Annotated in this window: 15 protein-coding genes and 5 tRNA genes; 11 read left to right on the top strand and 9 right to left on the bottom strand. The window is 40.9% G+C overall.

All coding sequences use genetic code 11. From position 1 onward, the window contains the following. Positions 1–42: 42 nt before the first annotated feature. Genes Q8N22_02420 through Q8N22_02410 form a run of 3 tightly spaced genes read right to left on the bottom strand, consistent with a single transcriptional unit; the run spans position 43 to position 3919 of the window. Positions 43–975, bottom strand: a complete 933-nt coding sequence (locus Q8N22_02420) for a D-alanine--D-alanine ligase (protein MDP3052786.1) — start codon at positions 973–975, stop codon at positions 43–45. Position 976: 1 nt separating this feature from the next. Beyond that, positions 977–2812: an ATP-dependent zinc metalloprotease FtsH gene (gene ftsH / locus Q8N22_02415; protein MDP3052785.1), complete on the bottom strand. Its 1836-nt coding sequence runs from the start codon at positions 2810–2812 to the stop codon at positions 977–979. A gap of 21 nt (positions 2813–2833) precedes the next feature. Then, positions 2834–3919 carry a S1 RNA-binding domain-containing protein gene (locus Q8N22_02410; GenBank protein MDP3052784.1) on the bottom strand — a complete coding sequence of 362 codons (1086 nt, stop codon included), beginning with the start codon at positions 3917–3919 and terminating at the stop codon, positions 2834–2836. An 87-nt stretch (positions 3920–4006) separates the two neighbouring features. On the opposite strand from Q8N22_02410, the gene Q8N22_02405 reads away from it, so the two are divergent. The 7 genes from Q8N22_02405 (at position 4007) to Q8N22_02375 (ending at position 9873) form a co-directional block, all read left to right on the top strand. After that, positions 4007–4600, top strand: a complete 594-nt coding sequence (locus Q8N22_02405) for an MBL fold metallo-hydrolase (protein MDP3052783.1) — start codon at positions 4007–4009, stop codon at positions 4598–4600. Further along, positions 4585–4947 (top strand): hypothetical protein, encoded by a 363-nt coding sequence (locus Q8N22_02400; protein MDP3052782.1) that lies wholly within the window; start codon positions 4585–4587, stop codon positions 4945–4947. The genes Q8N22_02405 and Q8N22_02400 overlap by 16 nt, the downstream gene beginning before the upstream one ends. Positions 4948–4954: 7 nt before the next feature. Further along, positions 4955–7372: a DNA gyrase subunit A gene (gene gyrA / locus Q8N22_02395; GenBank protein MDP3052781.1), complete on the top strand. Its 2418-nt coding sequence runs from the start codon at positions 4955–4957 to the stop codon at positions 7370–7372. Between the two features lie 100 nt (positions 7373–7472). Then, positions 7473–8783, top strand: a complete 1311-nt coding sequence (locus Q8N22_02390) for an extracellular solute-binding protein (GenBank protein MDP3052780.1) — start codon at positions 7473–7475, stop codon at positions 8781–8783. Continuing rightward, on the top strand, positions 8784–9116 hold the full coding sequence (locus Q8N22_02385) for a hypothetical protein (protein ID MDP3052779.1): 333 nt from the start codon (positions 8784–8786) through the stop codon (positions 9114–9116). A gap of 15 nt (positions 9117–9131) precedes the next feature. Next, a complete protein-coding gene (locus Q8N22_02380; GenBank protein MDP3052778.1) occupies positions 9132–9500 on the top strand; it encodes a hypothetical protein in 369 nt (122 codons plus the stop codon). A gap of 31 nt (positions 9501–9531) precedes the next feature. After that, the gene (locus Q8N22_02375) at positions 9532–9873 is read left to right on the top strand and encodes a hypothetical protein (GenBank protein ID MDP3052777.1); all 342 of its coding nucleotides are present in this window, start codon (positions 9532–9534) and stop codon (positions 9871–9873) included. A gap of 65 nt (positions 9874–9938) precedes the next feature. Here Q8N22_02375 and Q8N22_02370 read toward each other — a convergent pair whose 3' ends face one another. Continuing rightward, on the bottom strand, positions 9939–10343 hold the full coding sequence (locus Q8N22_02370) for a hypothetical protein (protein ID MDP3052776.1): 405 nt from the start codon (positions 10341–10343) through the stop codon (positions 9939–9941). A 1-nt stretch (position 10344) separates the two neighbouring features. Further along, positions 10345–11415 carry a hypothetical protein gene (locus Q8N22_02365; protein ID MDP3052775.1) on the bottom strand — a complete coding sequence of 357 codons (1071 nt, stop codon included), beginning with the start codon at positions 11413–11415 and terminating at the stop codon, positions 10345–10347. 217 nt (positions 11416–11632) lie between these two features. Here Q8N22_02365 and Q8N22_02360 point away from each other — a divergent pair, with 217 nt between their 5' ends. Next, positions 11633–12265, top strand: coding sequence for a hypothetical protein (locus tag Q8N22_02360; GenBank protein MDP3052774.1), 633 nt, complete (start codon positions 11633–11635; stop codon positions 12263–12265). Then, a tRNA-Leu gene (locus Q8N22_02355) sits at positions 12256–12337 on the top strand. Before Q8N22_02360 ends, Q8N22_02355 begins: the two co-directional genes overlap by 10 nt. 108 nt (positions 12338–12445) lie before the next feature. Here Q8N22_02355 and Q8N22_02350 read toward each other — a convergent pair. From Q8N22_02350 to Q8N22_02340, 3 genes are all read right to left on the bottom strand, one after another. Further along, a tRNA-Arg gene (locus tag Q8N22_02350) sits at positions 12446–12517 on the bottom strand. Between the two features lie 245 nt (positions 12518–12762). Further along, a tRNA-Phe gene (locus Q8N22_02345) sits at positions 12763–12837 on the bottom strand. A gap of 45 nt (positions 12838–12882) precedes the next feature. Further along, positions 12883–12954, bottom strand: a tRNA-Arg gene (locus Q8N22_02340). Between the two features lie 129 nt (positions 12955–13083). Between Q8N22_02340 and Q8N22_02335 the strand changes: the two genes are divergently transcribed. Both Q8N22_02335 and cysS read left to right on the top strand, forming a co-directional pair. After that, a tRNA-Pro gene (locus Q8N22_02335) sits at positions 13084–13157 on the top strand. A gap of 110 nt (positions 13158–13267) precedes the next feature. Next, a complete protein-coding gene (gene cysS, locus Q8N22_02330) occupies positions 13268–14704 on the top strand; it encodes a cysteine--tRNA ligase (GenBank protein ID MDP3052773.1) in 1437 nt (478 codons plus the stop codon). On the opposite strand, the gene Q8N22_02325 is transcribed toward cysS, so the two are convergent. Then, on the bottom strand, positions 14705–15322 hold the full coding sequence (locus tag Q8N22_02325) for a hypothetical protein (GenBank protein ID MDP3052772.1): 618 nt from the start codon (positions 15320–15322) through the stop codon (positions 14705–14707). It abuts the gene before it with no gap. Positions 15323–15396: the final 74 nt, after the last annotated feature.

The raw sequence follows: 15396 nt of genomic DNA, 5'->3' as shown, positions 1-15396 counted from the left end.
TTGGTTCATTATAACATCAATATTTTAAAAGAACCAACTAAACTATATATCCTTTCTCTTTAAAGCTAATGTTATCAGATGCTCTAATAATCGGTCAAAGGAACAACCGGCGGCCGCCGCGGCTTTTGGAAAAAGTGATTCCTTGGTTAACCCGGGGAGGGTATTAACTTCTAAAATATAAATGCCATTTTCAGCTACAATCATATCAGTCCGGGAATAATCGCGGCAACCCAACGCCTGATGAGCCGAAATAGCGGCCTCCTGAATCGCCAAAGCGGTTTTTTCATCAAACCGGCCGGGGCAAATTTCTTGGCTCGTGCCGTCATATTTACATTGAGAATCAAAAAAAGTTTTGTCAGACGGCGGAACAATTTCCACTACCGGCAGGGCAAAATATTTTTCCCCGTTAAAATTTTCCAGAATGCCGCAGGTAATTTCTTTGCCTCTGATAAATTTCTCCGTCAAAACCAAATCATCGTATTGAAACGCCTTATCCAAAGCCGGCTGAAATTCTTTTTCGTCATTAATCAAAGAAATCCCCACCGAAGAACCGCGGCCGGCCGGTTTCACTACCCAAGGTAAATCAAATTCAGGCTTAACTATTGAATCTAAAAATAATTTTTCCATCTCTATTGCCGGCGGCGTTTTTAATCCGGCTTGGCGGAATAATTTTTGCGAAGCCCATTTATCCATCGCCAAAGCCGAAGCAATAATCCCGGAGCCGGTATAAGGCAAATCCATTTTTTCTAAAACTGTCTGTGCCTGACCGTCTTCGCCATATTCGCCGTGGAGAGCGTTAAAAATTACATCCACAGCCGGCATTTCCGGCCATTGGCCATTTTTGGAAATTAAAATATCAATGGCTTCGTATTTATCCGAAGGAATATTTTTTAAAACATTTTCACCGGTCAAAAGAGAAATTTCATACTCGGCCGAAGGGCCGCCTCTCAAAACACCAACTCTGATTTTAGACATTTTATACTTTTATGGGCTGGATTTTGAAACTCTTGATTATCCTGTCAAATTCCTCACGCTCAATGCTTTCTTTTTGGAGCAGAGTTTTAGCTATAGCATCCAGGGCTTTCCTTTGGGAAGAAAGAATTTTTTTGGCGGCTTTGATAGCCCGCTCAATTAAAGCTTCAACTTCATCGTCGATTTTTTTGGCCAATTCCTCCGAGTAATCTTTTTCGGTGGTGATTTCGCGGCCCAAAAATATCATTTCTTCTGTCTTGCCGAAAGTCCGCGGCCCTAATTTTTCACTCATCCCATAGCGGGTAACCAATTTTTTCGCCAAATCAGTGGCTTGTTTCAAATCGTTGGAAGCGCCGGTGCTGATGTCGCCGAAAACAATTGATTCGGAAAGATAACCGCCGAATAAAACCGCTAATTCCGCCAAAAACTGGGACTTGGTTTCTATTCTTCTTTCCTCTATTGGCAATTTTAAAGTATAACCGCCAGCCAAGCCGCGGCTGATGATTGAAACCTTTTGAACCGGATCGCTGTCTTTAAGACCGGACGCCACTAAAGCGTGGCCGGCTTCGTGATAAGCGATTAATTCTTTTTCTTTCACGGAAATCGCCCGGGTGCGGCGTTCCGGGCCGAGAATGACTTTTTCAATGGAATTAAACAAATCTTCCTGACTGATAAAATGTTTATTCTGGCGGGCGGCCAAAATAGCGGCTTCGTTGGTTAGATTGGCTAAATCCGCTCCGGAAAAACCCGGGGTGCGGATAGCCACCTGCCTCAAATCAATATCTTTGCCCAAGGATTTTCCCTTGCAGTGAATTTTTAAAATCGCTTCGCGGTCATTGATATCGGGCATATCCAAAATCACGCGGCGGTCAAAACGGCCGGGCCGCAACAGGGCCGGGTCTAAAATATCGGGCCGGTTGGTCGCCGCCAAAATAATAACGTTGGTTTCACGATCAAACCCGTCCATCTCCACCAATATCTGATTGAGGGTCTGTTCTCTTTCATCGTGACCGCCGCCCAAGCCGGCTCCCCTTTCCCGGCCGACAGCGTCAATTTCGTCTATAAAAACAATACAAGGAGCGCTTTTTTTGGCGATGGAAAAGAGATCGCGGACGCGACTGGCGCCGACACCGACAAACATTTCCACGAATTCCGAGGCCGACATATGAAAAAAAGGCACATTACTTTCGCCGGCTGTCGCCCGGGCGATTAAAGTTTTACCCGTTCCCGGCAAACCCAGCAGTAAAATTCCGCGGGGAATGCGGGCGCCGATTTCCAAATATTTTTTTGGATTCTTCAAAAAATCAATCACCTCCATCAATTCCTGCTTGGCTTCTTTCAATCCGGCGACATCTTCAAAGGTTATCCGGTCTTTGAAAGGCGCGAAAACTTTCACGTTGGCGCGGCCGAAACTGAAGACCTGGTTGGCGCCGCTTCTCGCCTGCTTAAACATCAGCCAAAAAATAAATCCGATAATCAACAGCGGCAAAACTATCGGCACCAAAAGATTAATCCAGAATTTGAAACCGGAGGCCTCTTTAACTTCCAGGGACACCTGGCGCAAAGCCGCCGGGTCAACCCCGAAATTTTTCAAAGTTTCAGAAAGCCCGGATTCGGTTTCTTTTTTGGAAATTAATTTATCTCCGTTTTTTAAATCAACGGCCAGATCATTTTCATTAACGGAAATTTTACTCACCTCGCCGGCGTTAATCTTTGAAGCCAAATCGTTTAAAGTGACAAACTGCGGCGCTTTAGCCGTTTGAGCAAATAAAGAAAAAAGCAACGATATTACTATTAAAGTAATAATCGCCCAAAAAATATTTTTAGAAAATGCCTTCATTATGATGAAACTGCTAAGCCCTTATTTAACTAATTTGAGAATCAATCTTTTTTCCTGCGGATTGATCAAACCGATGACAAATTTTTGAGTTTTACCGATTTCCAATTGCTTTTTCATCTCCTCAACGCTGCCGAATTCGGAAACATGAAGCAAGCCGTGAATTTCATTATCAAGATTTATAAACGCTCCGAAAGGCGTAAATTTAGAAACAACGCCCATAACTTCCTGGCCGGTTTTATATTTTTCTTCAACCGAATCCCAGGGATTGGGCTTCAATGCTTTGAGAGAAAGAAAAATTTTCCCGTTTTTAATGTCAATAATTTTGGCTTTGACCGCATCGTCAACCTTAACAATTTCTTTGGGGTTATCAATTAAACGGTGGTCTAATTCGGAAATATGAATCAATCCTTCTATCGCCGGATTATCGGCAAATTTAACAAAGGCGCCAAAATCAGCCACGCCGGAAATAATTCCGTCAATTATCTGTCCCGCCTCGTATTTTTCCAATGAGGCCTTAGACGGTCTGTCAACCACTTCCCGTTCGGAAATTATCAGTTTTCCGGTGCGCGGATTAAAATCAATAATTTTCACCATCAGTTCCTGCCCGACTATTTTTTTCAATTCTTCGGCGATTTTCTTTTTATCGCCGTCTTCAACTCTCGGGTAATGTTCGTTGCTTAATTGAGAAACCGGGAGGAAAGCCGCCAGTCCGTTCATTTCCGTCATTAAACCGCCGCTGTTAAAACCGGTCACTTTAATTTTTATGGGCTCATCTTGATCTTTTAAATCTCCCAATTCCTCCCAAACTTTATATTTGCCCGCTTCGGTCAAGGACAATTCAAGATAACCCGAATCATTATCCAAATCTAAAATTTTCGCTTTTACCGGATCACCGGGATTGAGTTTTTTGATGATATTTTTGGCGTTGATGAATTCCACTCCGTAAACGATCCCAGTGCCGTATTTCCCCAAATCCAAAAACAACCTTTTCGGTTCTTTTTTGAGAACTTGGCCTTCAATCAAATCGCCGATTTTCAGCAAGGAAATCAGATTCGGGTCGGCCTTCGTTAATTGGTCAATGACATTAATTTTTTGATTGTTGGGCATATTTTTTGACGTCTAATGACTAATTCTAACAATCTTTAGTTGAAAAGCAAGTAAGGATACAATATAATAAAAGTTCTAAATAAAATTATGGTCATTACTTGGTACGGAAAAAATTGTTTTAAACTCCAGAGCGGAGATTTGGTTATTGTCACCGACCCTTTTGAAAAGGAAGGCGATCTCGCTCCTTTTCGGGGCCGAGCCGATATTATTATCAAAACCATCGCTCCCTTGTCAAATGAACAGAACAAGCCGGCCGAGGCCTTTGAAATCAGTTATCCCGGGGAATACGAAATTAAAAATGTTTCTATAAATGGCTGGTCTTTACCGGGTAAAGATTTGAGGTCGGTTTATTCAATAGAAATTGACGACCTTAAAATTGTTTTATTGGGTCATCTGGCCGAAGAAAATGAAATCAAAAAAATCCAGGAATACCTGGAAGACGCTGATATTATTTTCGTGCCGGCCGGCGGCAAGCCGTTCATTGAGAAAGCGGCGGCGGCTAAATTAATCCGGCAGTTAAAACCGAGTTTGATTGTCCCGACTCTTTTTGAAAATTTCAAGGATATAAAATCTTTTCTTGAAGAACTGGGCCAAAACGGCGTGGAACCCCAGGAAAAACTGACCATCGGCAAAAAAGATCTTTCCAAGGAAAAACTAATAATCGGATGCTTAAAAATTTAAGAAAAATCCTTCAAAATATTCAAGCGGCCGATGAAACCAAAAAAAAACACTGGCTTTTTATTTTAAGCGCTATCGCTATGATTTTAATAATCAGCTTCTGGGCGATTTATTTTAATAAAACAATTATTAACTCGGACCAGGCCGCGGCAACCGAACCGGCTGATAATCAATCTTCGGCTCAAACGCCAAAAGAATCCTCCTGGCAAGTTTTTATAACCGGTTTTAAAACAATTGTCGGCCAAATAAAAGAATTGATCACCGCGGCTCGCAAAATCTCCGTTGAAACCGATAACCCTAATTTCACAACCAGTTCCCCGGGAATCTTAAATGCCACTTCAACTCAATAAATAAAATATGCCGGAAAAAATAGAAAAAAAAGAAATTACCAGCGAACTTCAGGAATGTTATTTGGATTACGCCCTTTCAGTTATTATTTCGCGGGCCTTGCCTGACGTCAGAGACGGATTAAAACCGGTTCATCGCCGGATTCTCTACGCCATGCTTGAAGACGGCCTGAGAAGCGATGCCAAATTCCGGAAATCAGCCACGATCATCGGTTCGGTTTTGGGCCGTTATCACCCTCACGGCGATATTGCGGTTTACGATGCCTTAGTACGGATGGCCCAAGATTTTTCCCAAAGATACCCGTTAATTAACGGACAGGGAAACTTCGGTTCTATTGACGGAGATTCCGCGGCGGCTTACCGGTACACCGAAGCTAAGCTTTCAAAAATTGCCGAAGAATTATTAGTTGATATTGAGAAAGAAACTGTTGATTGGCAGCCGAATTATGACAATACCCGGCTGGAGCCGAAAGTCCTGCCCGCCAAATTCCCGAATCTTTTGGTCAACGGAACCTACGGCATCGCTGTCGGGATGATGACTAATATCCCGCCCCACAATTTAGGAGAAATAATTGAGGCGACCAAATATTTAATTGATAATCCCCAGGCCGAAATAAAAGATTTGGTAAAAATCGTGCCTGGTCCTGATTTCCCGACCGGCGGCTATATTTATAACAAATCAATCGCCGAAACCTATGCTTTGGGCAAGGGCTCAGTCACTATGCAGGCAAGGGCTGATATTCAGGAACGCAAAGAAAAACAGTTTGACATTATAATCACCGAGATTCCTTATCAGGTGAATAAGTCAGAGCTCATCATTAAAATCGCCGACCTTGTCCAGGATAAAAAAATTGAAGGCATTAAAGATATTAGAGATGAAAGCGACAGAGAAGGGCTGAGAATCGTCATTGAATTGAAAAGCGACGTTAATCCCCAAAAAATTCTTAATTTTCTTTACAAACACACCGACCTTCAAAAAGAGTTTTATTTGAATATGCTGGCTTTGGTTGACGGTATTCAACCGCGAGTGTTGTCCCTGAAAGACATTCTTGGCGCCTGGATAAAATACCGCCAGGAGGTCATTAAAAAAAGAACCGAGTTTGATTTAAAAAAAGCCGAGGAACGGGCGCATATTCTGACCGGCTTAGTAAAAGCCCTGGATTCAATAGACGAAGTCATCGCTACTATTAAAAAATCAAAAGACCGCGAAACCGCCCGCGAAAATCTGGTTAAAAAATTCAAATTCAGCGACATTCAAGCCAACGCTATTTTAGAAATGCGGCTTCAAACCCTGGCCGCCCTGGAACGCCAAAAACTTGAAGACGAATTAAAAGAAAAAAAGAAACTGATTGCCGACCTCCAATTCATTTTGAAAAATCCCAAAGAAATTTTGAAAATCATCAAAACCGAATTAACCGAATTAAAAAATAATTTTGACAATCCGCGGCGGAGCAAAATCATCAGCACCGAAGTCAAAGAATATCGCGAGGAAGATCTCATCCCCCAGGAAGACAATATTATCACTTTAAGCCAAGCCAGTTACATTAAACGATTGGCGCCAGACAGTTTCCGGAGCCAGAAACGCGGCGGCAAAGGACTTATCGGCTTTGATCTGAAAGAAGAAGATTTTATCACTCAAATTCTGACGGCCAAAAGCCACGACAGCGTTTTGTTTTTCACCGACCGCGGCCGGGTTTTTCAAACCAAGGCCTATGAAATTCCCCAAGCAAGCCGAACATCCAAAGGCAAATCAATTTATAATTTCTTAGACCTCTCGACCGAAGAAAAAATCAGCGCCATAATCAGTTATCCTAAAAATCACGCCTCGGCGTTTCTGGTAATGGCCACCAAAAACGGGGTTATTAAAAAATCAACGCCGGATGATTTCGCCAACATCCGCCGCAACGGCTTAATCGCCATTAACCTCAAAAAAGACGATCTTTTGAAATGGGTTAAACTTTCCTCCGGCCATGATGAAATTATTTTAGCCACGGCTTTGGGGCAGGCTATCCGTTTTCCCGAAAAACAAGTCCGAGCTATGGGCCGAACCGCCAGCGGAGTAAAAGCCATCAGACTTAAAAAAGGCGATTTTGTCAGCGGAATTGATATAATTAAAAAAGAAGCGAAAGACCAGCGATTGTTAGTGGTGATGGCTAACGGGTTCGCCAAACAAACCAGCATAAAACAATACCGAATTCAGAGCCGTTCCGGTTCGGGAATTAAAACCGCCAAAATCACTTCCAAAACCGGGCCGATAATCGCCGGACAAATCATTGACGAAGCCGAAGAAATTTTGGCGATTTCCGCGAAAGGCCAAATCTTGAAAACCGAAATTAGCAGTATTCGCTTGGTAGGCCGGGCCACTCAAGGCGTAAAAATCATGAACCTTGATCCAGGCGACAAATTAGTGGGAATGATTACAATATAAATAATTACAGTAATTACCGCAATTACTGTAATTACGGTAATTAAGTAATTGAGTAATTAAGACCTCGCAATAATTTAATAAATAATTTAAAATCAATATAATGAAATTATCTCGCAATCAATTAATCATCGTCAGTGTCGTCGGAGTTGTAATTTTATTTTTTATTCTCGTCTTTTTGGGGGTTATTCCGGGAATGCGGCCGGCAACTAAAACAAAACTTCAAGCCACTTTAGAATTTTGGGGGGTATATGACCAAAAAAGCGCTTACCGAAACGTTATTGATCAATTCCAGAATCTTCATTCCGGAATCAGGATAAATTATCGCCAGTTTGACCCCGGTACTTACGAAAATGAATTAATTAACGCTTTGGCGGCCGGCAAAGGGCCGGATATTTTTATGATTCATAACACCTGGCTGCCGAAACATTATGATAAAATTTCACCTTTGCCCCAGGAAAAATTGAACCTGGCAACTTACACAGACCAGCTTTTCCCCGAAGTGGTCAAAGAAGATTTTACCGACAACAAACTTATCTACGCTTTTCCTCTTTCTATCGACACTATAACGCTTATTTACAACAAAGACATTTTTAATCAAAGCGGAATAGCTTTGGTCCCGACCAACTGGACGGAATTTCAAAACATTATTCCCGCGGTAAGAGTTCTGGATAAAATCGGAAAAATCAGCCGGGCCGGAGCCGCCATCGGCGGTTCTGATAAAAGCATCAACCGAGCAACCGACCTTTTAAATCTTTTAATGCTTCAAGCCGGCGCCCAGATGGTTGACAGTAATTTCACCCGAGCCACTTTCAGCCAAACTACGACCGGCGGCAGTTCACCGGGCTTAACCGCTTTGAATTTTTACACCCATTTCACTAATCCAATAAATTTTGATTATGCCTGGAACGATACTCTTCATTATTCCCTGGATGCTTTTGCCGAAGGTTCGGTTGCGATGATTTTCAATTATGCCTATCAGCTTTCATATATTAAAACCAAAAATCCTTTTTTGAATTTCGCCGTGGCGCCGGCGCCTCAAAACGACCAAACAAACCCGGTAAATTACGCCAATTACCGGGGCTATACAGTTTCCAATAAAAGTTCCAATTCGGATTTAGCCTGGGATTTCATTCTTCTTTTAACAACCAATCAAACCAACGCGGAAAACTATCTCCAGCAAACCAATAATCCGCCGGCCTTAAGATCTCTGATTCAAAAATATATCAATGACTCGGCGTTAGGCGTTTTTGCCAAACAGGCCCTGACCGCCAAATCCTGGCCCCAAATTGACAGCGACCAAATAGAAACAATTTTTTCGGATATGATAGAATCAGTGATAAGCGGCAAACAAACGGCGAAAAGCGCCATTAACCAAGCTGAAGCCCAAATTACCCAATTAATGCAACGATAAATGTTATTGAATGTTTTATTTTTCGCTAAACTTGCGCCCGAATGCTCCGGAACCAGTTGCACTTGGTGCGATTTTTTACAATTTGGACAAAAAATAATTAATTTTTTGACGCAAGACATCGCCTTTCCTTTGGCCGTTGCCTTTATAATTTTCGGCGGAATAATGATGATAATAAACAGCGGCAATCCGAGTAAACTCAAAGAAAGTCAGGGTATCATTTTTTCGGCGATTATCGGAATAGTCATTATGCTAAGCGCCTGGGTGATTCTTAACACTTTTCTCAATTTAATGACCGGTGGACTCAACTGGCCATGGTACACGATTAAGTGTTAATGTTAAAATAAGATTATGAATTATCTTTTAATAAAAATATACGCGGCTGTTTTTGGGATTAATAAAGTTTTGGCGCAGACTCGCTCTGGGGGCACAACGCCAAGCGGCAACCAAGGAGGCGGCTTTACCATTCCTAATCCTTTGGGAGTGGAAAGTATCAGCCAGATAATCAACAGTATCGCTTACTCTTTGAGCGTTTATATCGCTCCGCCGATTGTCACCATAATGATTCTTTTTGCCGCTTTTAAAATTTTAACGGCCGGTGATAATCCCGAAAATATAAAAAGCGCTCAGCAAATGATTCTCTGGACTTGCGTCGGTTATGGTATAATCTTGATATCCTGGGGAATCACCTCGATCATCCAGCAACTTTTAGGCGGTTAATAGTAAAAAGGTCGAAAGACAAAAATAAAATATGAAAATAAAACAATTAAAAAGCGCTATTTTGTTAATATCTTTAATCGGTTTGCCGACTTTAGTTTTAGCCCAAGGCATCCAGACGGCCCCGACTCCGATCACTCATATTGAAGACATCCTCCGCATTCTTAATACCGTCATCAATTGGATTTTCACCATTCTTTTGCTTCTTGCTGTAATCTTCATTATGATGGCGGCTTTCAGTTATCTGGGTAGCGCCGGAGATCCTGAAAAAACCAAATCAGCCGCGAATCAGTTGATTTACGCGGCCGTGGCAATCGGTGTCGGTTTAATCGCCAAAGGCGTTGAATTCATCGTCCGACAATTAATCGGTGCCTAAACTTTAATTAAATAATTTTTAGTAAAAAGAAGCCCCGTTAGATAATTTATCTAACGGGGCTTTAGTTACTGAATACTGATAGTGGCTTCGCCTGCTGTTCCTCGGAGTCGGAAAGAACAGTTAGGAACTTTCCCTAACCATTCCGTATTCTTATTTTTGATAAGAATACGTTCGCCAGTCCAAAAAAAATATTCAATTTCCCCTGGGGCATCAATTACGAATTTCCTGCCCGGAGGAAGATTAATCCATCCTGACAAACGATCGGGATAGATTTTTACTTTCACTGTTTCTCCAATGCGAGGCCAGATGTTTTGAGTGTCAGCCGCAATCCGGTAGGAAGTAGAACCGACGGTCCGTTTCGAATTCGAGACACCTATTATTGTCACTAATCCGATTACTGCTAGTAAAACCGGAATCCACCAAAGCCATTTAGAAACTCCCTTATCTTTCGCTGCAGATCCGTCAGCCAATTTATTTACCTCCTTTCGTAAACTTTTTCAGAAACCCAGCTAATATTTCTGGCGCGATTTTTTCAATCATCGCCCTGGTTTCCGGCGAAATATTCCATTTATTCTCGCTGATGCTCTTTGTCACCTTGCCGCGTTCGGTCTGGAGAATTTCTAAGGCCGTTTCATTGGAAACTCCCAACTGTTTTTTTAATCTATCAACGGTGTCAGCAACATGTTGGATTTCTAATGTTTCGGATTTTCTCTCCCGCTCCTCCTTTGCTTTTGACTCCAGGGATTCACCATATTTCCCGGTGGCCTTTATTTCTCCGATGTTTAACCTTTTCAGCTCTATTCCTAAATGCGAAATAGCCTGTTTCCCGTTGCCGTTCCTAATATCGTTGATTCCATCCCTTCTTTTTTCCACTTCAGTTTTGATAGTTGTAACCAACCCCGGTGGTAGTTTCCGTAATTCCTCTTCCAATTTTTCCCAATTTTTTCCAGCAATTTTTTTCTCTTCCGGCCTAACCGAAGGCCGAGGAACTTTAAAATAATGCAGGAGAATTTGGGTAGGAAATGGCCCGGGAATTGGGGACAAAGCGTTGCCAGCGATTGCCTTTATTAAAATAGCTACGGCATCATCTCCGGCTTTTAGTAATGCTTCCCCATCTTGTGGTCCTTCAATTGAAGAAATAGCCCACTCCCGGAGACGCTGAGCCACAATACCGGCCAAAATCTCCCAGACTCCTTTTTCTTTTTTTGACTTGATATATTCTATCAAAGCCTGTCCATCTTTCATTGGAGTCCAGGTGATTTCTAAGGGCACTAAAAATTCCGCAAAATCCGGAGCCCTTACCAATTGGCTAGATATTTCTTTTTCCGTGCTATTTTTTTTGGAAACATCTATCAGGATGTATCCAAAAATAAATGGGTACAGAAAAAAGAATCGCCATCCTGCCTCTTTGTATTCTGGAATAGGTTTCCCGAAAAAAGTAATCAAGGCAACGCATGGCGGGTCAGCTGGAATCTTCCTTAATCCTTGAAACCAAATACTCAGTCCTACTGCTATCCACAAAAACATTAAAAAAATACCCATTTCAACCACCATCCTTTCTTTTACAGTTTTTCTTTTATAAAATTATTAAAGAACTCGTTTCAAAATAAAAAACATTCTCATCTTGAAACAGTTATAAAAATAGCATAAAATTTATAAATTGTCAAATTAAAGCTCCCGTGGCGGAACTGGCAGGCACAATAATTAAAACACTCGAACATTGGCAAACGCTATGTGGTTTAGTATAATTGACATAATAATGAAACGATTAAACAAAGTACTAATAGAATGGTCTCCTAACTTTGCTTATGCAATAGGCCTTATCGCAACCGATGGGAATTTATCTAAAGACGGTCGGCATTTAAACATGACTTCAAAGGACAAAGATATGATTTTAACTTTTAAAAAATGCTTGGGGCTTAAAAATAGAATTGGGCGTAAAACCCGTGAAAAATCAAAAATTAAAAAATATTTTCAAGTCCAATTTGGTGACAAAAATTTTTATGAATTTTTATTATCATTAGGATTAACCCCCGCTAAATCAAAGACCATCGGCTCTCTAAATATACCCGACGAATATTTTGCTGATTTTCTTAGAGGGTGTATTGATGGTGACGGAAATATTAGTATCGCTTCGCATCCCGAAAGTAAACATATTCAACTACGAACCAGATTATTTTCGGCAAGTCCATTATTTTTAAATTGGATAAAGAATAAAATTTTCAATCAATTTAAAATTAAAGGAGGGTGGATTGAAATGAAAAGTGATATTTATGTATTAGCTTATGCGAAAGCCGACTCTATTAAATTATTAAATTTTATGTATTATCCTAAAGTAGAGAATTATTTGGAAAGAAAATATGTAATAGCTAAGCAATTTTTGGGCGAGTAGCCGAATTGGTATAGGCGCACGGCTTAGAACCGTGTTCCGAAAGGAGTGCGGGTTCGAATCCCGCCTCGCCCACTCACTTGTGCGGGGTTTCCCGTAAGGGTTAGAGGTTCAAATCCTCTCGGGAGCACTGATAAAAATTAAAAGGCGATGCCTGGCGCCAGGCATCGCCTTTTAATTTTGTGCCCCCAGTAGGAATCGAACCTACATTTCAAGCTCCGCAAGCTTGCATTCTATCCGTTGAACTATAGGGGCGGCTTCAATATAAATATATTAACAGAATTGACAAGAATAAAAAAATTGTTTAACCTACGTAAAAGTACGCTCTTTGAAAATATGTTCTTTTTTGGGGGAGCTTTCTTCCCTAAGGTTTGAAAACCGATGGAAAATTTATTTTTTGCCGCCATCGGCGCACTTCCTTTCCCTTAGGAAAGAAAAGACGTTCTGATTCACGCTCCCCCACCATTTTTAAAGTCCCGTTTTTATCGGGACTTTTTTATTGGTGCCGGGTCCCAGAATCGAACTGGGTACGCCTTCCTCTTCAGGGAAGCGCTCTGCCACTGAGCTAACCCGGCTTTTTTTATTCTATCAAATTCACCTGCTTGTCATAGGCCTTTTTGTCTCCCCGCGAGGAATCGAACCTCGATCGAAGGATTAGAAGTCCTCCGTTCTATCCGTTGAACTACGGGGAGATATTTTAGCAAACAGGAAAAAACACTTCTTGGCCCGCTAAGCTACGAGGGAAACACAAGAATTCATTTTACAGTTTAAAATTTTTAACCTAAAATTTCAATAGGTGGTTTGATTTCACTCATCAGAAACGGGGCGTAGTGTAGTGGCCGCACGAGTCTTTTGGGAAGATTTAGTCCGAGTTCGAATCTCGGCGCCCCGACCAATTGAAACAAACCAAATTTTCAGATTACTATTGTAATTCCGCGATCGTGGAATCACAATAGTAAATAAAAATAAGAATTAATAATCACATTTGAAATACCAATACTAAGTATGCTGCGTCTATTTAATACCCTAACCCATAAAATAGAAAAATTTAAACCCATCAAAGCCGGCTTGGTTAAACTTTATGTCTGCGGCCCCACGGTTTACAACTATGCCACCATCGGTAATCTCCGCGCTTATATTTTTGCCGACCTTTTAAGACGCTTTTTTGAATATCGCAATTTGAAAATCAAATACGTGATGAATATCACCGATGTTGACGATAAAACAATCCGCGAAAGCCAAAATCAGAAAAAAACTCTCAAAGCGTTCACTGATTTTTATTTGCGGGGTTTTATCGGCGATTTAAAATCCTTAAATATCAAACTGCCCGATGTTATGCCGAAAGCCACCGAGCATGTCCGAGAAATGATTAATCTTATAAAAATATTGCTCAAAAAAGGATTCGCTTATAAAGCTGAAGACGGGTCGGTTTATTTTAAAATATCAAAATTTCCGCAATACGGAGAACTGGCCCAAATTGAAAAACAAGATTTAAAGCCGAACATTGAAAATAGATTGAACGCCCAAGATGAATACAATAAAGAAAATATCAATGATTTTGTTTTATGGAAGGCATGGAAGCCGAGCGACGGCAAAGTTTTTTGGCAGACCGATTTGGGCAAAGGCCGGCCGGGCTGGCACATTGAATGTTCGGCAATGTCTATGAAATATCTGAGTCCGCATTTTGATATTCATGGCGGCGGCATTGATTTGATTTTCCCCCACCACACCAATGAAATCGCCCAATCCGAAGCGGCCACCGGCAAAAAATTCGTGAATTATTGGCTTCATAACGCCCATTTAATCGTGGAAGGGCAAAAAATGTCCAAGTCGCTCGGCAATTTTTACACGCTCCAGGATATTGAAGCGAAAAAAATAAATCCTTTATTATTAAGATTAATTTTGTTAAAAACCCATTATCGGCAAACTTTGGATTTTTCTTTCAAAAATTTTGACGAAGCCAAAGCCATTGCTTCAAAATTTTTGAATTTTCTCATTGAGTTGGATTTCGTAAAAAATAAAGAAAAAAACAATCTGAAAATAAAACCACTGATAACCGACTGCCGGACAAAATTTGAAGAAGCGTTTGATGACGATTTGAACATCAGCGCGGCGCTGGCGGAATTATTTAATTTTATGAATGGAATTAATAATTTAATGGGCAATCTTAATGCCGGCCAGACAAAAGAAATCAAAAAGTTTATTTTTGAGATTGACTCGGTTTTGGGCTTTATTGAGCCTTCTTATAAAGAATATCAAGCCAAGAAAACTGAATTGCTCAAAAACAAAAATATCCAATCTTTATTGGAGAAAAGGGATAAATTGAGAAAAGAAAAAAAATATTCGGAAGCCGATAAAATCAGAAACCAATTAATGGGGAAAGGGATTGTGGTTAATGACGCGCCTCAAGGAAATCAGATTCGTCTCAATCAACTTTTCTAGTTAACGGGAAAAAGATTCATCAAATTCCCGCATCTGGTCGCTGAATTGCCGGTTAAGATTGTTGATAGTATTGGTTTTAAGATTAAGGTCGGAAAGATTATTTGCGGCGGCTTGCCGATACTCGGATTTGGAGGTGGCAAAGGCCAAATTAAGATTGCCCAAAAACTGGTCAAGAATTGAGCTGTATTGCATAAGATTGGTTAACAAGGACATTTCCGTAGTGATGGCTTTCATCGCCAATTCCTGACTTTTAGAAGAAGGAACTTTATCCAAAAATTCCGCCATTTTCTGCACTTCATTGCCCAATTTGACGGCTTGATTCCGCACCTCCCGGTTTTTAGTTTGAGCATCCTCACTTAAGCTCAATGCTTTATCGTAATCGTTGCTTAAATCCAAAGAATTAATCTCTGCGATTTTTTCGGCGGTAGCTGAAGACAATTCGGCAATTTTTTGGCTGATTTCCGCTCCCCGTTCGCGGGCAGTCAAAAATTCAACCGGCGGCTTAGCCGGAGTTCTGCTCACCAAAAACCAAATTCCACAGCCAATGACGGCCAATAAAACCAAAATGATAATTGATATAACCCAGTTCGATGTTTTTCTTAAAAATTTTTTGTTCATTTTAGTATGGGGGTTGACTTCTAAACTATTATTTATAGTATTTATAGATTATATCCAATAATCGTGTCATAATA

Source organism: bacterium (genome assembly GCA_030693325.1).
Lineage (GTDB): Bacteria > Patescibacteriota > Minisyncoccia > UBA6257 > MFKM01 > MFKM01.
This window is presented reverse-complemented; position numbering and strand designations above follow the sequence as displayed.